At 34.1% G+C, this 21263-nt stretch carries 22 protein-coding genes and 1 pseudogene; 10 read left to right on the forward strand and 13 right to left on the reverse strand.

The window, feature by feature from the left end; translation table 11 throughout:
• Window positions 1-295: 295 nt before the first annotated feature.
• The 6 genes from GQ594_RS07570 to GQ594_RS07595 all read left to right on the forward strand — a co-directional run bounded on the left by GQ594_RS07570 (window position 296) and on the right by GQ594_RS07595 (window position 5373).
• Window positions 296-715, forward strand: a complete 420-nt coding sequence (locus GQ594_RS07570) for a PTS sugar transporter subunit IIA (protein WP_160412010.1) — start codon at window positions 296-298, stop codon at window positions 713-715.
• Window positions 716-1189, forward strand: coding sequence for a PTS system mannose/fructose/N-acetylgalactosamine-transporter subunit IIB (locus tag GQ594_RS07575; RefSeq protein WP_160412011.1), 474 nt, complete (start codon window positions 716-718; stop codon window positions 1187-1189).
• Window positions 1190-1236: 47 nt separating this feature from the next.
• Window positions 1237-2055 (forward strand): PTS mannose/fructose/sorbose transporter subunit IIC, encoded by an 819-nt coding sequence (locus GQ594_RS07580; RefSeq protein WP_160412012.1) that lies wholly within the window; start codon window positions 1237-1239, stop codon window positions 2053-2055.
• 26 nt (window positions 2056-2081) lie between these two features.
• Window positions 2082-2903, forward strand: a complete 822-nt coding sequence (locus tag GQ594_RS07585) for a mannose/fructose/sorbose PTS transporter subunit IID (protein WP_442903533.1) — start codon at window positions 2082-2084, stop codon at window positions 2901-2903.
• Window positions 2904-3037: 134 nt separating this feature from the next.
• On the forward strand, window positions 3038-4282 hold the full coding sequence (locus GQ594_RS07590; protein ID WP_160412014.1) for a zinc-binding dehydrogenase: 1245 nt from the start codon (window positions 3038-3040) through the stop codon (window positions 4280-4282).
• 119 nt (window positions 4283-4401) lie between these two features.
• Window positions 4402-5373, forward strand: a complete 972-nt coding sequence (locus GQ594_RS07595; protein ID WP_160412015.1) for a sugar-binding transcriptional regulator — start codon at window positions 4402-4404, stop codon at window positions 5371-5373.
• Window positions 5374-5610: 237 nt separating this feature from the next.
• Here the strand turns inward: GQ594_RS07595 and GQ594_RS07600 are convergent.
• Window positions 5611-6297: pseudogene (locus GQ594_RS07600) on the reverse strand (IS3 family transposase).
• Between the two features lie 205 nt (window positions 6298-6502).
• Here GQ594_RS07600 and ygfZ point away from each other — a divergent pair.
• Window positions 6503-7378 carry a tRNA-modifying protein YgfZ gene (gene ygfZ, locus GQ594_RS07605; RefSeq protein WP_160412016.1) on the forward strand — a complete coding sequence of 292 codons (876 nt, stop codon included), beginning with the start codon at window positions 6503-6505 and terminating at the stop codon, window positions 7376-7378.
• Between the two features lie 114 nt (window positions 7379-7492).
• Here the strand turns inward: ygfZ and GQ594_RS07610 are convergent, their stop codons facing one another.
• The 8 genes from GQ594_RS07610 to ppdD (GQ594_RS07645) all read right to left on the reverse strand — a co-directional run bounded on the left by GQ594_RS07610 (window position 7493) and on the right by ppdD (GQ594_RS07645) (window position 14180).
• Window positions 7493-8650, reverse strand: coding sequence for a M20 aminoacylase family protein (locus GQ594_RS07610; protein WP_160401441.1), 1158 nt, complete (start codon window positions 8648-8650; stop codon window positions 7493-7495).
• A gap of 170 nt (window positions 8651-8820) precedes the next feature.
• Entirely contained in the window at window positions 8821-9615 is a 795-nt protein-coding gene (locus GQ594_RS07615) for a prepilin peptidase (RefSeq protein ID WP_160412017.1), read from the reverse strand.
• Entirely contained in the window at window positions 9615-10790 is a 1176-nt protein-coding gene (gene hofC, locus GQ594_RS07620) for a protein transport protein HofC (protein WP_160401439.1), read from the reverse strand. Before hofC ends, GQ594_RS07615 begins: the two co-directional genes overlap by 1 nt.
• Window positions 10787-11896, reverse strand: coding sequence for an ATPase, T2SS/T4P/T4SS family (locus tag GQ594_RS07625; protein ID WP_160412018.1), 1110 nt, complete (start codon window positions 11894-11896; stop codon window positions 10787-10789). The genes hofC and GQ594_RS07625 overlap by 4 nt, the downstream gene beginning before the upstream one ends.
• A 39-nt stretch (window positions 11897-11935) precedes the next feature.
• Complete coding sequence (gene ppdD / locus GQ594_RS07630) at window positions 11936-12367, reverse strand: prepilin peptidase-dependent pilin (RefSeq protein ID WP_160401437.1); 432 nt, start codon at window positions 12365-12367, stop codon at window positions 11936-11938.
• Between the two features lie 413 nt (window positions 12368-12780).
• On the reverse strand, window positions 12781-13074 hold the full coding sequence (locus GQ594_RS07635) for a hypothetical protein (protein ID WP_160401436.1): 294 nt from the start codon (window positions 13072-13074) through the stop codon (window positions 12781-12783).
• 398 nt (window positions 13075-13472) lie between these two features.
• Window positions 13473-13709 carry an ATPase, T2SS/T4P/T4SS family gene (locus GQ594_RS07640; protein WP_160412019.1) on the reverse strand — a complete coding sequence of 79 codons (237 nt, stop codon included), beginning with the start codon at window positions 13707-13709 and terminating at the stop codon, window positions 13473-13475.
• Window positions 13710-13748: 39 nt separating this feature from the next.
• Entirely contained in the window at window positions 13749-14180 is a 432-nt protein-coding gene (gene ppdD / locus GQ594_RS07645) for a prepilin peptidase-dependent pilin (RefSeq protein ID WP_160401437.1), read from the reverse strand.
• Window positions 14181-14377: 197 nt separating this feature from the next.
• On the opposite strand from ppdD (GQ594_RS07645), the gene ampD reads away from it, so the two are divergent.
• The gene (gene ampD, locus GQ594_RS07650) at window positions 14378-15229 is read left to right on the forward strand and encodes a 1,6-anhydro-N-acetylmuramyl-L-alanine amidase AmpD (RefSeq protein WP_160412020.1); all 852 of its coding nucleotides are present in this window, start codon (window positions 14378-14380) and stop codon (window positions 15227-15229) included.
• Between the two features lie 122 nt (window positions 15230-15351).
• Here the strand turns inward: ampD and mltG are convergent, their stop codons facing one another.
• The 3 genes from mltG to GQ594_RS07665 form a co-directional block, all read right to left on the reverse strand.
• Window positions 15352-16374 (reverse strand): endolytic transglycosylase MltG, encoded by a 1023-nt coding sequence (mltG, locus tag GQ594_RS07655; protein WP_160412021.1) that lies wholly within the window; start codon window positions 16372-16374, stop codon window positions 15352-15354.
• 7 nt (window positions 16375-16381) lie between these two features.
• On the reverse strand, window positions 16382-17467 hold the full coding sequence (gene alr, locus GQ594_RS07660; protein ID WP_160412022.1) for an alanine racemase: 1086 nt from the start codon (window positions 17465-17467) through the stop codon (window positions 16382-16384).
• Window positions 17468-17663: 196 nt separating this feature from the next.
• Complete coding sequence (locus GQ594_RS07665) at window positions 17664-17993, reverse strand: nitrous oxide-stimulated promoter family protein (RefSeq protein WP_160412023.1); 330 nt, start codon at window positions 17991-17993, stop codon at window positions 17664-17666.
• Window positions 17994-18065: 72 nt separating this feature from the next.
• Here GQ594_RS07665 and GQ594_RS07670 point away from each other — a divergent pair, with 72 nt between their 5' ends.
• Window positions 18066-18896: a shikimate 5-dehydrogenase gene (locus GQ594_RS07670; RefSeq protein WP_160412024.1), complete on the forward strand. Its 831-nt coding sequence runs from the start codon at window positions 18066-18068 to the stop codon at window positions 18894-18896.
• Between the two features lie 66 nt (window positions 18897-18962).
• Here the strand turns inward: GQ594_RS07670 and ycaO are convergent, their stop codons facing one another.
• Window positions 18963-20729: a 30S ribosomal protein S12 methylthiotransferase accessory factor YcaO gene (ycaO, locus tag GQ594_RS07675; RefSeq protein ID WP_160401428.1), complete on the reverse strand. Its 1767-nt coding sequence runs from the start codon at window positions 20727-20729 to the stop codon at window positions 18963-18965.
• A gap of 123 nt (window positions 20730-20852) precedes the next feature.
• Between ycaO and GQ594_RS07680 the strand changes: the two genes are divergently transcribed.
• On the forward strand, window positions 20853-21182 hold the full coding sequence (locus GQ594_RS07680) for a DUF4282 domain-containing protein (RefSeq protein ID WP_160401427.1): 330 nt from the start codon (window positions 20853-20855) through the stop codon (window positions 21180-21182).
• Window positions 21183-21263 lie beyond the last annotated feature (81 nt).

The raw sequence follows: 21263 nt of genomic DNA on the forward strand, positions 1-21263 counted from the left end.
AAAAGTAAACGTGGTAATTATACCACAGATATAATAAATAATTCTCTAAAAACTCATAAAACGTAACCTTGTTTTTATACATCCATGACTCTTATTTATCAAATACTGTAAACAACGCTAGAATTTTCTGCATCACATTACTTTTTTAAAGATGAAAGTCTTATTTCTACTCATTTTTATAAAAAATCCAATCTATATCACAATTTTTCACATTAGTGATTTACTTTGAGAAAATGTGAATGTAAATTTAAATAAACATTTGTGATTATTAAAAAGAATTTGTGAGGGTTGTTAAATGAATATTATTTTGGCAGGGCATGGAAAATTTGCATATGAAATGAAAAATAGTATTGAAATGATTGCAGGAAAATACACTAATTTACATGCGATAACTTTTGAACCAGGAGATAGCATAGATAACCTAAAAGATAAATATCTAAAAATTATTAACCAATCAGAATCAAAACAGTTCATTATTATCGCAGATATATTCTCTGGAAGTCCTTATAACGCAGCCACCATTCTCGCTATGCAATTAGGTAATATCGAAGTAATTAGTGGGCTATCTATGCCGCTTTGCCTTGAATTACTAAATCTCGATTTTTCTTTTATCAACATTGAAAACGTATTTGAACAACTCGATGAAGTTAAATTAGATTTTATTAAATCTTTTAAATTTTTGTCTAAAAATATATCTAGAGAAGAGGAGTTATAAATGATCATAAATTTAGTTCGCATTGATGATAGATTAATTCATGGACAAGTTACTACCGTTTGGACAAAAGAAGCCAAAGCAGAAAGAATTATTATTGTTAGTGATGAGGTTGCTAATGATGAAATTCGTTCAACATTAGTTAAACAAGCAGCACCTCCTGGAATTAAGGTATCGGTGATTAGTATTGATAAAGCTGCTGCGGTCTATAAAAATCCTAAATATGAAACTGATACTGTTTTTTATCTTTTTACCAATCCGACCGATGTTTTACGATTAGTCAATGCAGGCGTTCCTATTAAAGAAGTCAATATAGGAGGAATGTCATTTAAAGAGGGGAAAAAACAAATTACCAAATCCGTTTCTGTTGATGAAAACGATATATCTGCATTCAAAAAAATGCATGAAATGGGCATCAATCTATGCTTAAAAGTCGTTATTACTGATCCAAATGTCGATTTGATTAAACTTCTTTAACAACGTTTTCCATATAAACTAACACAACAAAAGAATAGGAGGAAAACATGGACATCTCAATACTTCAAATCATGTTCATTTTTATTTTCTCATGCATCGCAGGGATGGGGAGTGTACTTGATGAGTTTCAAACACATCGCCCATTAATTGCTTGTACCGTAGTCGGTCTAATATTAGGCGATATTAAAACTGGTATTATTTTAGGTGGCACACTTGAATTAATTGCATTGGGTTGGATGAATATTGGGGCAGCGCAATCTCCAGATTCTGCATTGGCTAGTGTGATATCAACAATCTTAGTTGTTGTAGGAAAACAAGATATCCAAACAGGAATAGCCATAGCCCTTCCTGTTGCAGCTGCTGGACAAATATTAACTGTTTTTGCAAGAACCATTACAGTAATATTTCAGCATGAAGCAGATAAAGCTGCAGAAAAGGTTCAGTTTAGAAAAATTGAACTGCTTCATTTTAGTGCGCTTTTTGTGCAAGCATTAAGAGTTTCTATCCCTGCCACGCTTGTTGCAATTTATGTCGATGCAAACACCGTTCAATCTTTATTAAATATGTTACCAAACATTGTCACTGGTGGGCTTTCAGTGGCCGGTGGATTTATCGTTGTCGTCGGTTATGCAATGGTATTAAACATGATGATTGTTAAATACTTAGCACCGTTTTTCTATTTAGGTTTTGTCTTAGGTGGATATCTAAACTTTAGCTTACTTTCATTCGGCATTTTAGGGGTGATTTTGGCCATTATTTATGTTCAATTAAATCCAAAATTCAATGTAATAAAAAGCAATGGCAAAGTTGTAAATTCGATAGTAAATACCAATCAAGTAATCACTGATGATGAGTTAGAAGATTAATCTACAGGAATTTTATTATGAAAGATATGTTAAAAACTATTCAAAAAAAAGATGTAATTAGCACATTTATTCGTTCTAATTTTCAACAAGCTTCTTTTAATTATGAACGTATTCATGCACTTGCTTTTTGTGTCGATATGATTCCAACAATTAAACGAGTTTATCATACTAAAGATGAGCAGCGCCAAGCATTAAAAAGGCATTTATCCTTTTTCAACACGACGCCTGCGATGTGTGGCCCTGTGCTTGGTGTCACCATAGCGATGGAAGAAGCAAGAGCAAATGGCGCGCCAATTAATGATGGGACAATCAATAGCCTCAAAATTGGATTAATGGGTCCTTTAGCTGGCGTGGGCGATCCTCTTGTATGGGGAACATTACGCCCTATTACTGCAGCACTTGGCGCATCTTTAGCTCTCACTGGCAATGTCGCTGGTCCATTATTATTTTTTATTTTATTTAATTTAGTTAGACTTGCCATGAAATGGTATGGTTTAACCTATGGGTTATCGAAAGGAATAGGTATTGTCAAAGATCTTTCGGGTAATATTTTACCTAAACTAACAGAAGGGGCTTCTATTCTTGGTTTATTTATTATGGGAGTATTGGTGACCAAATGGACATCAATAAATGTTCCTTTAGTGGTATCTAAAACTATGGATACAAATGGTAATGAAATCATTATGACAGTGCAAGGTATACTCAACGATCTTGTACCAGGCTTACTACCGCTAGGTTTAACATTGTTAATGATGAAATTACTCAGAAAAAAGGTCAGCCCAATTATCTTAATTTTCGCACTATTTGCAGTAGGTATCATTGGCTATGGCTTAGGTATTCTAGCTTAAAGTATAAATAAAAATCATAAAAAATATAATTAAAAAAGTTGTTATTAATATTTTTCCTTACAACTATCAGTATGAAAAGGTAAGCAATATTGAGTATAAATTTGTATCAAATTTAATTTATTAAAGAGGAATATATGAAAACTCAAGCCGTTAGATTATATGGGAAAAATAATCTTCAATTAGAATCTTTTGAACTTCCACCTATCACTGACGATGAAGTGTTAGTATCTGTTATTGTTGACAGCATGTGTATGTCTTCACTAAAACTAGTAAATCAAGGAGAAAACCATAAAAAAACACCACCAGATTTAAAAAATAATCCAATCATTATTGGACATGAGTGTTGCGGTGATATTTTGCAAGTAGGTAAGAATTGGCAACATAAATTTAAAGAAGGACAAAAATATGTCATACAAGCTAATTTGCAGCTCACTAATAGCCCTTATTGTGTAGGTTACTCTTATCCTAATACAGGCGGATGTGCAAGCCATATGATAGTTAATCATGACGTATTAAAACAAGATTGTTTGATTCCTTATAATGGAAAAACTTATTTTGAAGGTGCTTTAATTGAACCTCTATCCTGTATCATTGGTGCTTTTAATGCTAACTATCATTTAAAACCAAATAGTTATGATCATATTATGGGGATAAAACCTAATGGAGAGTTGCTCATATTAGGGGGAACGGGTCCTATGGGTATGCTTGCAATAGACTATGCTTTAAGTGGACCTATCAAACCAAATAAAGTGGTTGTAACTGGGCGAAATAAGGAAAAAATAGCACATCTGAAAACATTATATCAATCGCGCAATGGGGTTGAACTTGAATTTGTTGATATATCTAATAATGAAGATCAATTGTCTCTATTGAAAAGCAAAGCTTCGAAAAATAGTTTTGATGATATCTTTATTTTTTTACCATCAAAAGAATTAATTAATTTAGCATCACAATTATTGGCATTTGACGGTTGTCTAAATTTCTTTGCTGGTCCTCAAGATAAGAATTTTGAAGCAGAAATTAATTTTTATAATGTACATTATAATTTTACACATATTGTAGGAACATCAGGAGGAAATACTGATGACATGCGCTTAGCTGTTAAACTAATTGAGTCAGGCAAAGTTGATGTTGCTAAGATTGTTTCTCATATAATGGGAATTGATCAAGCCTGCGAAATAACTCAATTACAAGATAAAATTAAAGGTGGAAAAAAACTGGTCTACACTCACAAAAGATTTGGACTCAAAAGTTTAGAATCTCTAACGAATAGTGCTGATGATGTGGCATTGAAGAAAATATTAAATAAAAGTCATGGTATTTGGTCAAAAGAAGCCGAAGATTTAGTATTAAATGATTTTCCTGATATTGAATTTTAATTTTTGCTATACTTTAATAGCATCAAGATGTCATAATGAGAGATATGCTCAATGACATCTTGATTTTTTTAAAATAAATAGTAATTCTTAATAACAATAACTGATAAAATAAAACAACCATGATCAATAATAACGTTGGTAACTACGATTTCGAGCAACACAAATTATTAATAAAAATAGCTCAACTCTATTATGAAGAAAATAAAACTCAATCTGAAATAGCTAAAATCGTCAATATACATAGATCAAGCATTAGCCGAATGCTAAAAGTTATACGCGAATTAGGGATTGTTTCTATCTCAATTAATTACGATTTACTACCTAATATAGTATTAGAAGAAAAAATTGTTAATAAATTTAATTTAAAACAAGTTATTGTAGTACCTATCAATCAAAATATTAATAATGATAGTAAGAATCAAATTGTTTGTAATGTTGCTGCAAATGTATTAATAAAAAATATTCATGATAATGATGTCATTGGCATTTCATGGGGAAGAACAGTTAACTATATTGTTAGCAATTTAAAAAGTGACAATACTAAGTTGAACAATGTTACCGTTGTCCCCATGATTGGCGGGCCATCTGGCAAAATTGAAACAAAATATCACGTTAATAATATTGCTTATAACCTTTCGAATAAATTAAATAGCCAAGCGATACTAATTGATTATCCTGCTATTGTTGATACCGAACAATTAAAAATAGAGATAGAAAAAACTCAACATATGAAAGAACTAGAAGCTTGGTGGAGTAACATTACAGTAGCTTTATTTAGTATCGGTTGTCCTGCTATATCTAAAAGCTCTATTTGGTATGGTTTTTATGGAGAATTGTTCCAAACAATTGCCAATAAAAAGATTGTTGGTGATATTCTATCGCACTTTTTTGATAACCAAGGAACTGAGTTAAAGACACCATTTTGTAATCAAATTATTGGCGTCACATTAGATAATCTTAAAAAAATTCCTTTAAAAATATGCGCAAGTGGTGATTCCGAAAAAATAAATAGTTTAAAAGCGGCATTAAATGCAAATTATATCGATATATTAGTAATCAGTGATGAAATAGCCAGTCAATTAATCGACTAAACTTTTTAAAAATAATTAACATATCCCGCTCTACATTTTGTATATTTACCAGTTAAAGGTAACGACTGGTTCTATTGCTAATTAGTTTAGTTTTAACGAAATTATCTGTTGTGAATACCTTACCTTTGTTGATAGCATATCACACTATTTCATACTCAATATTACAATGGTGATTAAATGACTTTACCAATATCATAATCATTGCACAAATATTAGATAGTCCCTTCCACTATCGTTTTAGTAATATTGTTGTTCATATTGTTCAGGTGATACCCAACCATTGGTTGAATGATGGCGTATCCGATTATAATAGATTTCAATATATTCAAATAGTGCTTTATTAACCAGTTTCCTCGTTTTGTAGTAATAGTCATGAATAATGTGTGTTTTGAGTGTATAAAAAAACTTTCAATCACCACATTATCAAAGTAGTTGCCTCTTCGGCTCACGCTTTGCCTTAGTCGATATTGTAACAATAACTGCTTGAAATCAGCACTGCAATATTAGCTTCCTTAGTCACTATGAATGAGTACATTAGGAAAGTGACGCCGAAATAAGGCTTGTTTTCATGTATTACACACTAAATCACCGTCTATGTAGCGACTGATATCCTGGTAACGGAATAAAAGCTTCAATGATTTTTCATATAAGCGTACTTCAGCGACTTGGATTGTTGATGAAGTACACATGTGACTTTTTAGTATGTCATTGGCCATTTTCAGTTCTTTAATCTCTTTTTCTAACGCCATAATCCGTTGTTGCTCAGCCGTTAACTCTCGACGTCTGTTTTTATTGGGGGACAGTTGCCTAATCCACTTATATAGAGTTGATCTACCCACACCTAAATGGTTGGCAAGCTTACTGATAAGATCACGCATAATCAACTGATTGTTATTTGAATTCGGCACTAAATTTTTTGACCATGATATTTGTCTCCTATGATTTTTGTTTATATCATAGAGGCGACTTTTGTCCACTTTTTGGGCGAGGAACATCTACAAATAAAATTAATTTCTTAAATATCGCTAATTGATTTTATTGTTATTTTTTGGTTTTTTATATACACTCAGAACTTAAGCATTTCTAAATATAACAGTACTGGAATCCTTCATTACCTAAAGGTACAAATATGAGCAATATTTCTTCTAAACCGACTTCTCTTGCTGACTGGCAATTGGTTAAAGTCTCAGGGGACGATAACCGTGTTTTTTTGCAAGGACAAATAACCAATGATATTAACCGCCTTTCAGAACACGCTACACTCTATGCTGCTCATTGTGACAGTAAAGGCAGAATGTGGAGTACGTTATTGTTATTTCAACGAGGTAACGATATTTACTACATTGAACGTAAAAGCGTTGCAAAAAGACAGGTTGCTGAGCTAGCAAAATATGCCGTTTTTTCTAAGGTATCTATCGAACTAGTCCAAAACTTAAATATGGTTGGATTGGTTGACGATGCCATACCAGCTGCAATTAAAGCTAAATTAATTGATAAAAGCTGTTTAACTGAAAATAACATCACCTACATCAAGTTACCTTTACCTGAAACACGCGTCATTATGATAACGCCGGAATCAATTCCAAATGATTTGAATCCATGTAGTGACTGGTTAAAACTTGATTTTCAGGCTGGTTATCCAGTTATTGATGATATCAATATGGCCATTTTATTACCACAAGCTTGCAATTTACAATCATATGATGCAATCAGCTTTGACAAAGGTTGCTATTGCGGGCAAGAAATGGTTGCTAGAGCGCAGTTTCGTGGTGCAAATACACGGGGTATGTATGTTATTAAAGGAACAAGTAATGTTCTGCCTAAAGTGGGGAGTACACTTGAATACAAACTTACTGGTGGTTGGCGAGAAGGCGGCTTAGTATTAGCTGCAACAAGACTAGATGACAAAGACAGCATTTGTGTCCAAGTTGTACTAAATAATGGAATTGATTTAAATACCGTATTTAGAATCTACGGTAATGACAATAGCCGATTGATGTTTTAATCTGTTATTTAGCTAAAACTGCTGGAATAAATTAATGTTTATTCCGGCAGTTTTATGTATCTACCGTTTCAGCTAGTAGCTTAATCACTTAGTTAACTACTTATAGTTAGTTCGTTACTTAGCCAATTCTTGGTTAACAATTTCAACAAAATAGCTTACACCCGTTGCTAATACTTCGTCATTGAAGTTAAAGGCGGGATTATGTAAGTTAGCACCTTTTCCTGCACCCAACCAAACGTATACACCTGGTATTTTTTGCAACATAAAGGCAAAATCTTCTGATCCCATTGAAGGAAGCGGATCAATAACTAAGTTATCTTGCCCAACAACTTTTTTAGCGGCGGCAATTGCAATATCAGCTTGTTTTGCGTAATTAATTGTTGCAGGGTAACGACGTTGATAATCCACTTCGGCTTTAGCTTCAAATGTTGTGGCAATGCCAGTTGCAATTTGTTTAATTCGTTGTTCAGCCATATCTTGTACTTGAGCACTAAATGTCCTAACTGTACCACGAATCACCGCTTCTTGAGGTAACACATTCCAAGTATCACCGCTATGAATTTGAGTCACACTAACCACTAACGAACTTAGCGGATCAGTATTACGACTCACAATACTTTGCAAACTATTCACTATTTGTGTAGCAGTTAAAATCGTATCTTTACCAAGATGAGGAGCAGCCGCATGCGCACCCACGCCAGTAATTTTAATTTCAAACACATCATACGACGCCATCATTGGACCATGATTAATATAAAAATGATTTAATGCCATGTTAGGTTGATTATGAATACCGTACACCGCTTCAATTGGGAATTGCTCAAATAAGCCATTTTCAACCATAACTCGTGCCCCACCTTCATTTTCCTCGGCTGGTTGAAAAATAACAACAACAGTTCCTGCAAAATCGCGATGTTCGCTTAAATACTTAGCTGTGCCAAGTAACATAGCAGTATGTCCATCATGTCCACAAGCGTGCATTTTGCCACGAATCGTCGAACAATATTCGATGTTATTTTCTTCAATAATATCTAATGCATCAATATCCGCTCTTAGCGCAATCCACCGCCCTTCTTGCTGACCTTTGATAATACCAACAACGCCCGTTGGGGCAAAATGGGTATACAGTTCAGTAATCCCAAAAGACTGGAGTTTTTCAATAATAAATTGTGTTGTGTTAACTTCTTCGAAGGCGGTTTCAGGATGAGCATGAATGTGGTGGCGCCATATTTCCATTTCGTTTTTTAGTTCATTAATGCTATTTGATATCATAAATAATTCCTTAAGTAGTGACTGATTACAGCACAACAAGCTGATCTTGCTGGTACTATAACGCGATTTTCACTTTTATAAAAATAACTATTTTTACTATGAATATCAATTTTAGTTATATGTTGCTAATATTGAAAGGGGTAACAACTTGATGTGCTTTTGATACATGATTAATTAATCAAAAGCGACGTAAATAGCAATATTTTTGAAACACTTTGACCCAAATAAACCATCACATAACCAGAAATTAACAAAAACGGCCCAAAAGGAATACCTTTTAAGGTGCTTTTATTCAGCACATACCGCAAAAAAAGGCAATATAAAATCCCTAATACCGAGGCAAAAAATAGCAATATCGGCAACTCAATATAAGGTAACCAACTGCCTAATGCCGCCAATAATTTAATATCCCCCCCACCTAGTCCTTGTTTTTTGAAAGCTAAATAAAATAAACTAGCAGGCACTTTTAATAATAAATACCCCAAAAAGATACCAAGTAATGAATCAGTTAAGCTGATGTTAGTTATGTTAAAATAGGCAAGTATTACACCAAACCACATCAATGGTTGGGTAAACAAATCAGGTAATAAAAAGTATTTAAAATCGATTAAAGCTAACAGCAAAAAGTAGCAACCAAGTAGCATTAAAATGCCACTTTGATAACTTAAACCAGAATCAAAATAGATAATAACAAATAAAGCCGAGATCAATAATTCGACAATAAGATAATGCCATGAAATCTTAGTGTTACAGTAATGACAACGTCCTTTTAATATCAGCCAAGAAACAATGGGGATTAATAGCCAAACATTAAGTCGATGATGACAGTGAGAGCAAGCGGATCGATAAACACAAATACGGTATAAATATTGGCATGATGTAATTGTTGGCAAATAACGGCAATATGCAACATAAATAAAACTACCAACACAAAGTCCTAAACAAATAATGATAAATGCTAACATTAGTGAATCACTTCGCCCATTTGAAATATCGGTAAATACATAGCCACAATTAGACTGCCAATAATCAAGGCCAATACTAACATTAATAATGGCTCAAACGCTTGTGATAAATTATCGGTTAAGGTTTGATTTTGTTCTTGATAATAGTTAGCGAGCTTATCAAGCATTAAATCTAATGTGCCTGACTCTTCGCCCACATGAATAAGCTGGGCACATAAGCTAGGAAAGTGTAATTGCTGATGCAATACATGGCTAAATGAGTGTCCTTGCTCAATACTAGCTATAATTTTCGAAAGGCTATCACGATAAAGGCAATAATAAGTGGTATTCGCCGCTGCAGCTAAACCTGCTAATAATGGTATGCCTGCTTTTTGGGTGATCGCAATGGTTTGAAAAATTTGCGTTAAGCAGCTAGTTTTGATCACTGGACCAATAAAAGGACTTTTGATTATTATCTTTTCGATTTTATGGCGATAGTGTACTTTTAAATAGCGTTGATAACAAAAATAGCTAATAGAAAAAATCACACACCCAATTAACCAATTTTGTTGCAAATAATTGGAAAAATCAATAACACCTTGTGTAAAAGCAGGTAACTGAGCATCGAAATCTTGATAAATATCCGAAAATTTTGGCAAAACAAACAACAACATCACCAAACTTACAATTACAGCAACCAATAATAAAAACAGTGGATAACGCATTGCCTTTTTCAGACTTTTTTGTAGTTTAATTGATTTTTCAAGCAATACAGCTAACTGCTCAAAACTTTCATCAAGCTGTCCTGTCAGTTCGCCTGTTGCTATAATTTCGCAATACAGGGCAGAAAATACCGAAGAATGTTGTCGTAATACTTGGGATAAAAATTCGCCTTTAGCTATTTGTTGCTTAATATCAAGTAACAAATATTGCCAGTGAGGTTTAGTTTGCTCTTGGGCAAGTAATTGCAATGTATCAATAATAGATAATCCAGCTTTTAACATCGTCGCTAATTGTTTAGTAATCATCAGTAAATCAGTACGATTAAAGCTATGTGCGGTAATAATATTACCTGCTTTAATCTTAATGGCGATTTTACCTTGCAACAATAAATGCCGTTTAACAGCCTGTGATGATTCGGCGATAATTTTGTGTTGATTAAAATCGACATCATACCAATAATAGAGCCGTTTCATGCGGTATCACCCAAAACTCGATTTAATTCAGTTAACGTCGTCACGCCCTGTTTCACTAATTTTTGTCCAGCCATTTTTAGTGAAATCATATTGGAAGAAGAAATAGCCTGATTGACTAATATTTGCTGTTGAATATCGGGCGTGATAACTAAAAATTCATATAACCCAATTCGTCCTTTATAACCACCAATACAGTTTTGGCATCCTGAAGCTAAATAATGGGGTTCGTATTCATTATCTAACTTAACCAAATCACTTGCCACAACTTTGCAATGTGGGCACAATTTTCGAACTAACCGCTGAGCAATGATTAATTTTAAGCTTGATGACAATAGATAATTTTCTATACCCATTTGCTTTAATCGTGTTATTGCCTCGACACTTGAATTAGTATGCAATGTAGATAACACTAAATGCCCAGTTTGCGCAGCTTGGATTGCTATTTCGGCAGTTTCACGATCGCGAATTTCACCGATCATCATTACATCAGGATCTTGCCGTAGTAAGGCACGCAATACTATAGCAAACGTCAAACCTGCCTTAAGATTAATCGCAGTTTGATTAATGCCATCTAAGGGAATTTCAATGGGATCTTCAACACTACAAATGTTACGTTCAGTTTTATTTAACCGCTTTAATCCACTATATAGTGTTACCGTTTTACCACTACCTGTTGGTCCAGTAACTAAAATCAAACCTTGCGGATAGTTTAAAATTTGCTTGAATGTTAAAAGGTCAGCATCTGTTAATCCTAAGTCATTAATTGTTAGTTCTGATTCATGGTTATCCATAACTCTTAAAACAATTTTTTCACCATACATGACGGGTAAAGTGGCAATACGCATGGTATAGCGGTCAATCACAAGTTGCCCATCTTGGGGTAATCTATGCTCAGCAATATTCAATTTAGACATAATTTTTAGCCTTGCAGTAATCTGTTTCGCTAATGCCAGTGGGGGTGATAACATATCGTGCAAAACACCATCAATGCGCATACGAATACGATAGCTATGTTGGTAAGGCTCAAAATGAATATCCGAAGCACGCTTATTTAACGCTTCAAGCAGTAATTTATCAATACTTTCAATTAGCTGTTCTTCTTGCATAAAGGCGCTTCCTTATCTATTAATTTTTAAATATAAACATTAAAATTTGAAAATATCTTCACACGCACTAGTTAAACTGGCATCAACAGGTGATGTGGTGCACACACGGCTCCAATCCAAATTGCCATGAGTGGCATTGATTGTTGGTGTTAGTGTAGTTGTTAATCCTGTTAAAGCACTGGTTCCAACCAAGGTAATAATACCGTTATTGACTGTAATTGAAGTTACATAATTCGACGTTCGACTTGCTGGCACACCATTGTTACCATTGCTACAGTTAGTTAAACCACCTTGTTCAACAGCACAAATTTCAACCGCTGTTTTATATGATGTCATTATTTGTAACATATCAGTCAGCGCAGCTTTTTTTACATATCCTTGATAGGCTGGTACGCCGATAGCGGTTAAAATAGCAATCACAACAATGGCGATCATCAATTCAAATAATGAGAAACCTGATTGATTGGACATAAACACCTCAATTTTTCAGTTAGTTATTTAATAGAGGATTCTTTATAACAAGATAAAAAAATGAAATAATAACGAAATAGCTAGGTTGGGATGCAAAATCCACTATGCACTTAATTGTTACGTTGCATATCTAATTTTCGCGAAGTAGATCGCAAAACAAATCCATATATCGGTTTATTAGAATCGGTTTATTCGTAAACAGGAGTTAATATGCCCCTAAAAATTATGAATGGCTGGTTACAAGGTATAAAATATCCTTGTTCAATACCCACAATCATTTGCACAAGGCTGAAGAGATCTGTTGAACCTCACGATCATGATCATAATGAGGTGATAGAATAATAGAAATGCAGAGACGACGACAAATAGATAAAGAGTTAATACTCAAATTTTTTAAGGAAAAAATTTATTGTTTATGAATCTAATTTACAAGTTATCCATTCTACGAGTTTTTTTTCATCTGACCGTGAGCAATAAACCCAGTATCCTTTGAATTCAGATTTCGTCGATAATCTTATAAACCATTGTTCGTCTTTTGGAATATCTTTTTGTAATTTTACTTTTTTATAAACTACTTTCACATCAGAATTTAACTTTTTAATAATCCACTCTTGTAACGTAATGTTGTTGTTTTCTGCTTGTCTTTTCCATCGAATGAATCTTTTTTTTTCTGTAACAAAAATAAATGATATTAATTTTTGCTCCATTTTAACCTCTTTATAGAAAAGACTATTACATGTTAATAGAGTTATAAGTAAAGACGAAAAACTATCTTTTTTTCGTTGGTTTAGTTACTTTAATACACCATAAAGTGAAAATAAACATAAGTAAACCGAGTAAAAATAGTAACCACATATAAGCTCTCCCATTACTTATTTTTAAGTGTTATGCTACTGAGTATAAGTAATACTCCATAAAAAACACTATAATAGCATTTATATAACCAGACTTTTTCACAAAAATAAGACCATATAGCGCCCATCTCCGCAATTTTATCACAAATATCTTTTCTAGCATTTTTATTTTCAATAAAATTCACGATAAAAAATTAATGAATCTTTCTAAAAAAATCTCATATAAGATATCTTTACGCATGGTATAGCGGTCAACGATAAGTTGGCCATCTTGAGGCGATATTTAACTTAGGCATAATTTTTAGCCTTGCAGTAATCTGTTTCGCTAATGCCAGTGGGGGTGATAACATATCGTGCAAAACACCATCAATGCGCATACGAATACGATAGCTATGTTGATAAGGCTCAAAATGAATATCCGAAGCACGCTTATTTAACGCTTCAAGCAGTAATTTATCAATACTTTCAATTAGCTGTTCTTCTTGCATAAAGGCGCTTCCTTATCTATTAATTTTTAAATATAAACATTAAAATTTGAAAATATCTTCACACGCACTAGTTAAACTGGCATCAACAGGTGATGTGGTGCACACACGACTCCAATCCAAATTGCCATGAGTGGCATTGATTGTTGGTGTTAGTGTAGTTGTTAATCCTGTTAAAGCACTGGTTCCAACCAAGGTAATAATGCCGTTATTGACTGTAATTGAAGTTACATAATTCGACGTTCGACTTGCTGGCACACCATTGTTACCATTGCTACAGTTAGTTAAACCACCTTGTTCAACAGCACAAATTTCAACCGCTGTTTTATATGATGTCATTATTTGTAACATATCAGTCAGCGCAGCTTTTTTTACATATCCTTGATAGGCTGGTACGCCGATAGCGGTTAAAATAGCAATCACAACAATGGCGATCATCAATTCAAATAATGAGAAACCTGATTGATTGGACATAAACACCTCAATTTTTCAGTTAGTTATTTAATAGAGGATTCTTTATAACAAGATAAAAAAATGAAATAATAACGAAATAGCTAGGTTGGAATGCAAAATCCACTATGCACTTAATTGTTACGTTGCATGTCTAATTTTCGTGAAGTAGATCGCAAAACAAATCCATATATCGGTTTATTAGATAAGTCGGAGTCAATATGTCCCTAAAAATTGTAAATGGCTGGTTACAAGGTATAAAGCAGGTTGTTTCGCCTTTTTATAATGAACGTCCAGCAAATAAACCGATATCGTTACTTGTCATCCATAATATCAGCTTGCCACCCAATCAATATGGTGGCCCTTATGTTGAAAAGTTATTCACCGGCAAGCTCGATCCTAAGCAGGATCCGTACTTTACGTCGATTTATCAACTTGAAGTATCCAGTCATCTATTTATTCGACGCGATGGTGAAATAATTCAATTTGTTCCATTTGATAAACGGGCATGGCACGCAGGAAAATCAGTATTTGAAGGACAAGAAAACTGTAACGATTTTTCAATTGGTATTGAAATGGAAGGATGTGATAGTGACAATTTTACCGAGCAACAATATCAACAATTAGCAAACATCACGTTATTATTACAACAGACTTATGCTATCAAAGACATCGCAGGTCATAGCGACATAGCGCCCGATCGCAAAACCGATCCTGGCCCTTGTTTTGATTGGCAATATTATCAAAATTTGCTTGCACAAAAATCACAAACAGACATGTTACTCAAACAACTTGAAAAAATTATGGCAGAATTGCAAAAAATCGACCTATGGCAAACCACACCGCCAAATCCCGATGCCTTTTTAAGCCAAGAACCTTTTGCTATCGACACCATGCAAGCACACGAATGGTTACAGTGGATTTTTATTCCACGAATACAAGCAATGATTGATGCCAAAACAAATTTGCCAAAATTTGCTCTGCACCCTTATTTTGAAGAAGCACTAAAAGAGCAAGAGCAAGATGTTAATCATCTGCTCAATCTTATTAAACAACTTGATGAATTATCGTAAATTAACAAGATAAAAGAACCGCATTTATATGCGGTTCCCTAATGTATATCAATAACTAATACCAAAAGGATACAATAAAAATCGGTCAGGAAAGGTATTGATTTTATTAAAGTTTTTTTGAGTTAATTTCCACTATTCGATAACTGTCTATATACATTCACCGCTTGTTGATGGTTACTATAAGTGGTTGAAAAGGTATGCCCACCGGTTCCATTCGCAACAAAAAATAGATAATTGGTTTTAGCTGGATGCGCTGCTGCTTCAAGTGAAGCAAGGCTTGGCATTGCAATTGGTGTTGGAGGAAGTCCCTCAATGACATAGGTATTATAAGGGTTTTGGGTATCAGTCAAATCAACTCGCCTAATGGTACCTTTGTAGTTATCACCTAAACCATAAATAATGGTTGGGTCAGTTTGTAACTTCATTTTGCTTTTTAGGCGATTAACAAATACTGAAGCCACATTTGCCCTTTCGGAACTAATACCCGTTTCTTTTTCAATAATTGATGCAATAATAAGGAGTTCATAAGGCGATTGATAAGGAAGATTACTATCGCGATTATCCCAGATTTTTTGCAAGTTACTTTTCATTGTCATGTGTGCACGTTTTAAGATATTAATATCTAACGTATCGGCGGTATAAAGATAAGTATCGGGTGATAACCAACCTTCTATCGATCCTTCAATACCCAGTAGTTTAGCAATTTCTTCGTCGGTTTTACCTATTAACGTTTGTTGAATATATGGGGTATTTTGGATGACAGTTAACCAGTCTTTAGCCCGCTTGCCTTCAACAAATTGAATCGAAAAATTGCTCTCTTTGCCTGACACCAACAATTGCAAAAACTCTTCAACTGTCATATGAGGGTGTAATTGATAAGTCCCTGCTTTAATGGATCTTAATGATGGGTTTAGTTTGCACAAATATGGAAGCAAATATGCCCTTTCGAGCAATTGGCTTTCTTTAACTTGTTCAACTAACTGATGCATAGATGTGCCTTTTTTCAAAACAAACATCTGGTTTTCGTTAGTGACTTGCATTTGCTGTTTAGAAAACTGCTGTAAAAAATAATAACCAATACTAATCGAACCACCCACAATTAAGATTAGGGTGAGTAAAGTGTATAAAAATATCTTTTTAATCATAACTTATTTATCTAATATAGTGGATTTTTGCGCGTGAAGTTAAGCGCGTTATTAATTCATAAGCACTAATTCCTGTGTGCTTTGCGATTTCTTCAACGGGGAGTTCTGCCCCCCAAAATATGACTTCATCACCAGGTTTTTCAAGGCTGTTGATGCCTAAATCAACCACAATCATATCCATTGAAACTCGCCCAACAATGGGCACTTTACGGCCATTAATCAAAACTGGGGTATTTTGTGGGATATTTCTTGGATAACCATCACCATACCCCATAGCAACCACACCAAGTTGTGTATCTTGCTCACAATACCAAGTCTGACCATAACCAACCGATTCGCCTTGTTTATGCTTTCGCACGGCGATTAATTCTGATTTAAATGTCATCGCTGGCTTTAAATCAGCAATTGGTGCATCAAAAGGTGAAACACCATATAAAGCGATACCTGGACGCACAGCATCGCGATGAGCCATTGGCCAAGCCAACGTGCCGCCCGATGCGGCAATTGAACATTTGCCAATCAGTGTTTTGTCCTCAATTGAATCAATAAACTGATCAAATAGTTCTATTTGCTTTAACGTTTGATCTGAAGTGAGATCATCAGCTGAACTAAAATGACTCATAATATTAATCGGTTTACAAACCGCAGAACAATTCGCTAAACGATAAAATTCGTCCTTGGCTTCATCAAGACTAAAACCTAATCGATGCATACCTGTATCAAGTTTAAACCATGTAATAATTTGATTTTCAAGCGGTGATGACTGCAATACGTCGATTTGCCATTTACTATGAATGGCTGGTTGAACATTAAAAGTGATTAAATCCCACATATCATCATGCGGGAAAACCCCTTCCAAAGCCATAATGGGGGTATTAATGCCAATATTTCGCAATTGAATTGCTTCTGACAGTCGAGACACACCAAAATAATCAACTTTATCGATTAATAGCTGTGCAATTTCTTCAATACCATGAGAATAAGCATTAGCTTTAATTACTGCAACTAGTTGACTCGTTGGCGCTATTTTTTTTAGATATTCAACATTATGAATAACTGCTTGACGATTGACTTCAACAACGGCGATAGACATGTTATTACCTAAACTTTGATTAAGGGGTTATTTTAAATTTTGTTTTTAATAATAACAAATTTTTATTTTTATATATATCTATTAATAACTTAACATCATTTTTAAGTAATAAAAAGGTTTTATTTACACTCTCAATTCCATCATTTATATTAAATTAATCAATCTTTTTTGTTTATTACTACAAGCCTGCTGTTTACTATCTACTCAATAAATTTTTATAGATATGTCTAAAGGCCATAATGGGGTGGTGAATAATCATCCTTGGACCTGCATAACGCATCACTTGTTTTATTTTTCGTTTATAATCTTTGCGATAACAGTGTTTTGGACAGCGTTCGCAAGTTGTTTTGTGTTCACCAAAGCGACACATGGTTAGGCGTGCCATGGCATAATTTAGCAAATCATGGCATTCATTACATAACTGATTGCGAGGTGTGTGATGATTTTGATGGCAATATAAATAGATCATCGCACTTACTGTGGCTTTTTCTTGCTGTATTTTAGGACCAGTATTATTTGCAACCATAATCACATAACAGGTTAGTAAAGAAAGTGGTAAAATAAAATTTATCGTACTATACCACAAGGATTTGTTGTCATGACAAGAATTATTAATAAAGACACCACTGTTTGTATGTCTCTTTCGGCAAGACCAAGCAATTTTGGTACTCGTTTTCATAATTATTTGTATGAAAAACTTGATCTTAACTACTTATATAAAGCTTTTACCACTAATAACTTAAAAGATGCTATTTATGGCATTAAAGCCTTAGCGATCCGTGGTTGTGCTATTTCAATGCCTTATAAAGAAGCTTGCATTGAATTTATTGATGAATTAGATGATTCGGTAAAATCTATTCAATCGGTTAATACTATTGTTAACACCAATCACTATTTAAAAGCCTATAATACTGACTATATTGCCGTTGCCAAACTTATAGTCCAAAATAAAATTGATAATACCACACCATTTGTTTTAAAAGGTAGTGGCGGTATGGCAAATGCAGTAATTGGTGCTTTTTATGATGCCGGCTTTAAAAATGGTATTATTGCTGCTCGTAACCAATCCAAAGGCGAAACATTAGCCAAACGTTATGGATATCAATGGGTGAAGAACGAGCAAACTATACCGTCCCAACAAGCTAAGCTTATTATTAATGTGACCCCAATTGGTATGCTTGGTGGTGTTGAAGCGCAGGAATTAGCGTTTCCAAAAGAAATGATAAATAATGCTGATGTTGTGTTTGATGTCGTTGCTCTACCCGTTGAAACACCAATGATAAAATATGCCCAACAGTTAAACAAAACTATTATTTCAGGTGCTGATGTTGCGGTACTTCAAGCGCTTGAACAGTTTGTATTATATACAGGTATTACACCTAGCGAAGAATTAGTTAAACAAGCAGGTGAATTTGCAAGGCAAGGTTAAATAACATTATCAACGCCACCGAGTCTATTCGGCGGCGTTGAATATATAAATAATAACATATATAAGTTATAACATCGCCTGATGTAATTTGTTATATACTGCTAATAACTTTTGATGCATGGCAAATTGTTCTAAATTATTATTGGTGGTTTTGTCGTCTTTAGCAAAAGACACCAAACCAAAAAATACTTTTTCACCATTAGCGTACTGCCACATGTCATCAACACACGCTTTGCCATACATTTTATCAAAGGCGGTTTGATAGCTACTAAACTGTTTTTTACCGCGTTGCAAAATAAAATTAACTAACGTTTGTAAACAACGATAAGCATGATTACGCTCTGGGGTAAAGATCGATTCATTCATTTCAAGCGTCCAATCAATCCACTGTTGTGCTTGTGTTAAGTCTTTACCTGCCAATGCTAACATTGCTTTTAATTCACCAACACGCAGTGTTAACCACGCATTATCATTACCTGTTGCAATACCTAGTAATTCACGAACACGCGCATAATCATCAAGCCCTTCATCGTCGAGCTGTTCAATAATGGCTAAGTATTGTTTAGCCGTGTGCTTTTTATTAGGTAACGATAAAATAAGATCACGCAAACCAATAGCCATATTGCTGTTAGCAATTAAAAGATCTTCCGGAGGATAAATTTCAGACATGCCTACAGCTAAAATACGGCAAGCATAAACACCTAGATGTTCGTAATCCATGATTAACACTTCAGTTTTGTGACGAGCAAAAATAGCCATTAAATTTGCAAACTCTTGTTCTGTCGTACCTGAAAAGTCCCAATCGACAAATTCATAATCGGCTTGTTCTTTAAATAGATCCCATGAAATCAAACCGCTTGAATCAATAAAATGTGTTTCTAAATTGCTAAGATCTGCAACATCATCATTATCAAAACTTGGTGGTGAAAACACATCAAGATCTTTTAAACTACGTCCTTGTAACAGTTCGGTTACTGTTCGCTCAAGTGCAACACCAAAATTAGGATGAGCCCCAAACGAGGCATAACAAGTTCCATTTTGTGGATTAAACAGCACGACACAAATAACCGGAAACTCACCACCCAGCGAAGCATCAAAACAGTAAAGCGGAAAGCCTTCGCTTTCAAGCGCATCAATTGCAGCTAAAACGGTTGGGTAACGATTAATCACTTCGGTTGGAATAATCGGCAAACTAATAGCTTCAGCTATAATCTTGTTTTTGGTATAACGCTCAAAAATTTCGGATATCGCCTGCACTCGCGCTTCATTATGTGTGTTACCAGCGGCCATACCATTAGAAGCATATAAATTAGCAATTAAATTAACAGGCACATAAACCGTTTGTTTATCGGACTGTTGTTCAAACGGTAAAGTGCAAATACCTCGTTCGTCATTACTTGATTGTAAATCAACTAAGTCGGTTGCGCTTAACTCACGATCGGGATCATAAAATTTAAGTAGTTTTTGAGATAATAATCCTTTAGGTAAGGAATTATCTTCAGGAATAGAAAACCATTTTTCACTCGGATAATGTACAAAATCAGCATTTGCTGCTTTTTTGCCTAAATAAAAATCGGAAAAAAAGTAATTGGTTGATAATCGCTCAAAATATTCCCCCAAGGCCGATGCCAATGCTGCTTTTTTGCTGGAGCCTTTACCATTAGCAAAGCATAATGGACAGTTAATATTTTGAATATGAACTGACCACACATTGGGCACAGGATTAAGCCAAGATGCTTCTTTTACTTCTAAATCATATTTTGTTAGTTGTTGTTGAAAATAATTAATTGAATCTTCGAGGGCGGCATCTTTGCCGGGGATATACGTTTTCATAGTTAATCTCAAAATAATTTTATGTTACAATCGTCGCGCCTTACAGCCTTTGAAAATTATAACTGTATACGCGAATTAAAAAAATAGAAGCAATAAAATTAACCCATTCACAAAGGAAATATAATGAACAATAAAATCAAATTTTCAGATCTTACTATTAAAGACTTTTTCTTCTTTAATCGAATGATAACACCAACATTTATCACTATTGTATATTGGATTGCATTATTTTTTATTGTAATTGCTTCATTAACAATGATTTTAGGTAGTTTCGCTTTATTTACTTATAGTTTTTCTGCTGGTTTAGTTACCTTTTTTAGTGGCATCGTTACTTTTATTGCTGGCTTTATTTCAACGCGTATTGGTTTTGAATTGATTTGTGTTTTATTCAACATTAACCACAATATTGAAAAATTAGCCAACGAAAAGACTAATTCAGAAACACAAGAATAATCATCTAATATCAATGCTATTAATTAATAGCGTTGACTGAGTTTCAATAAAAAAGTGGGACTTATTCCCACTTTTTTATTT

It is taken from the genome of Gilliamella sp. Pra-s52 (assembly GCF_009795805.1).
GTDB lineage: Bacteria > Pseudomonadota > Gammaproteobacteria > Enterobacterales > Orbaceae > Gilliamella.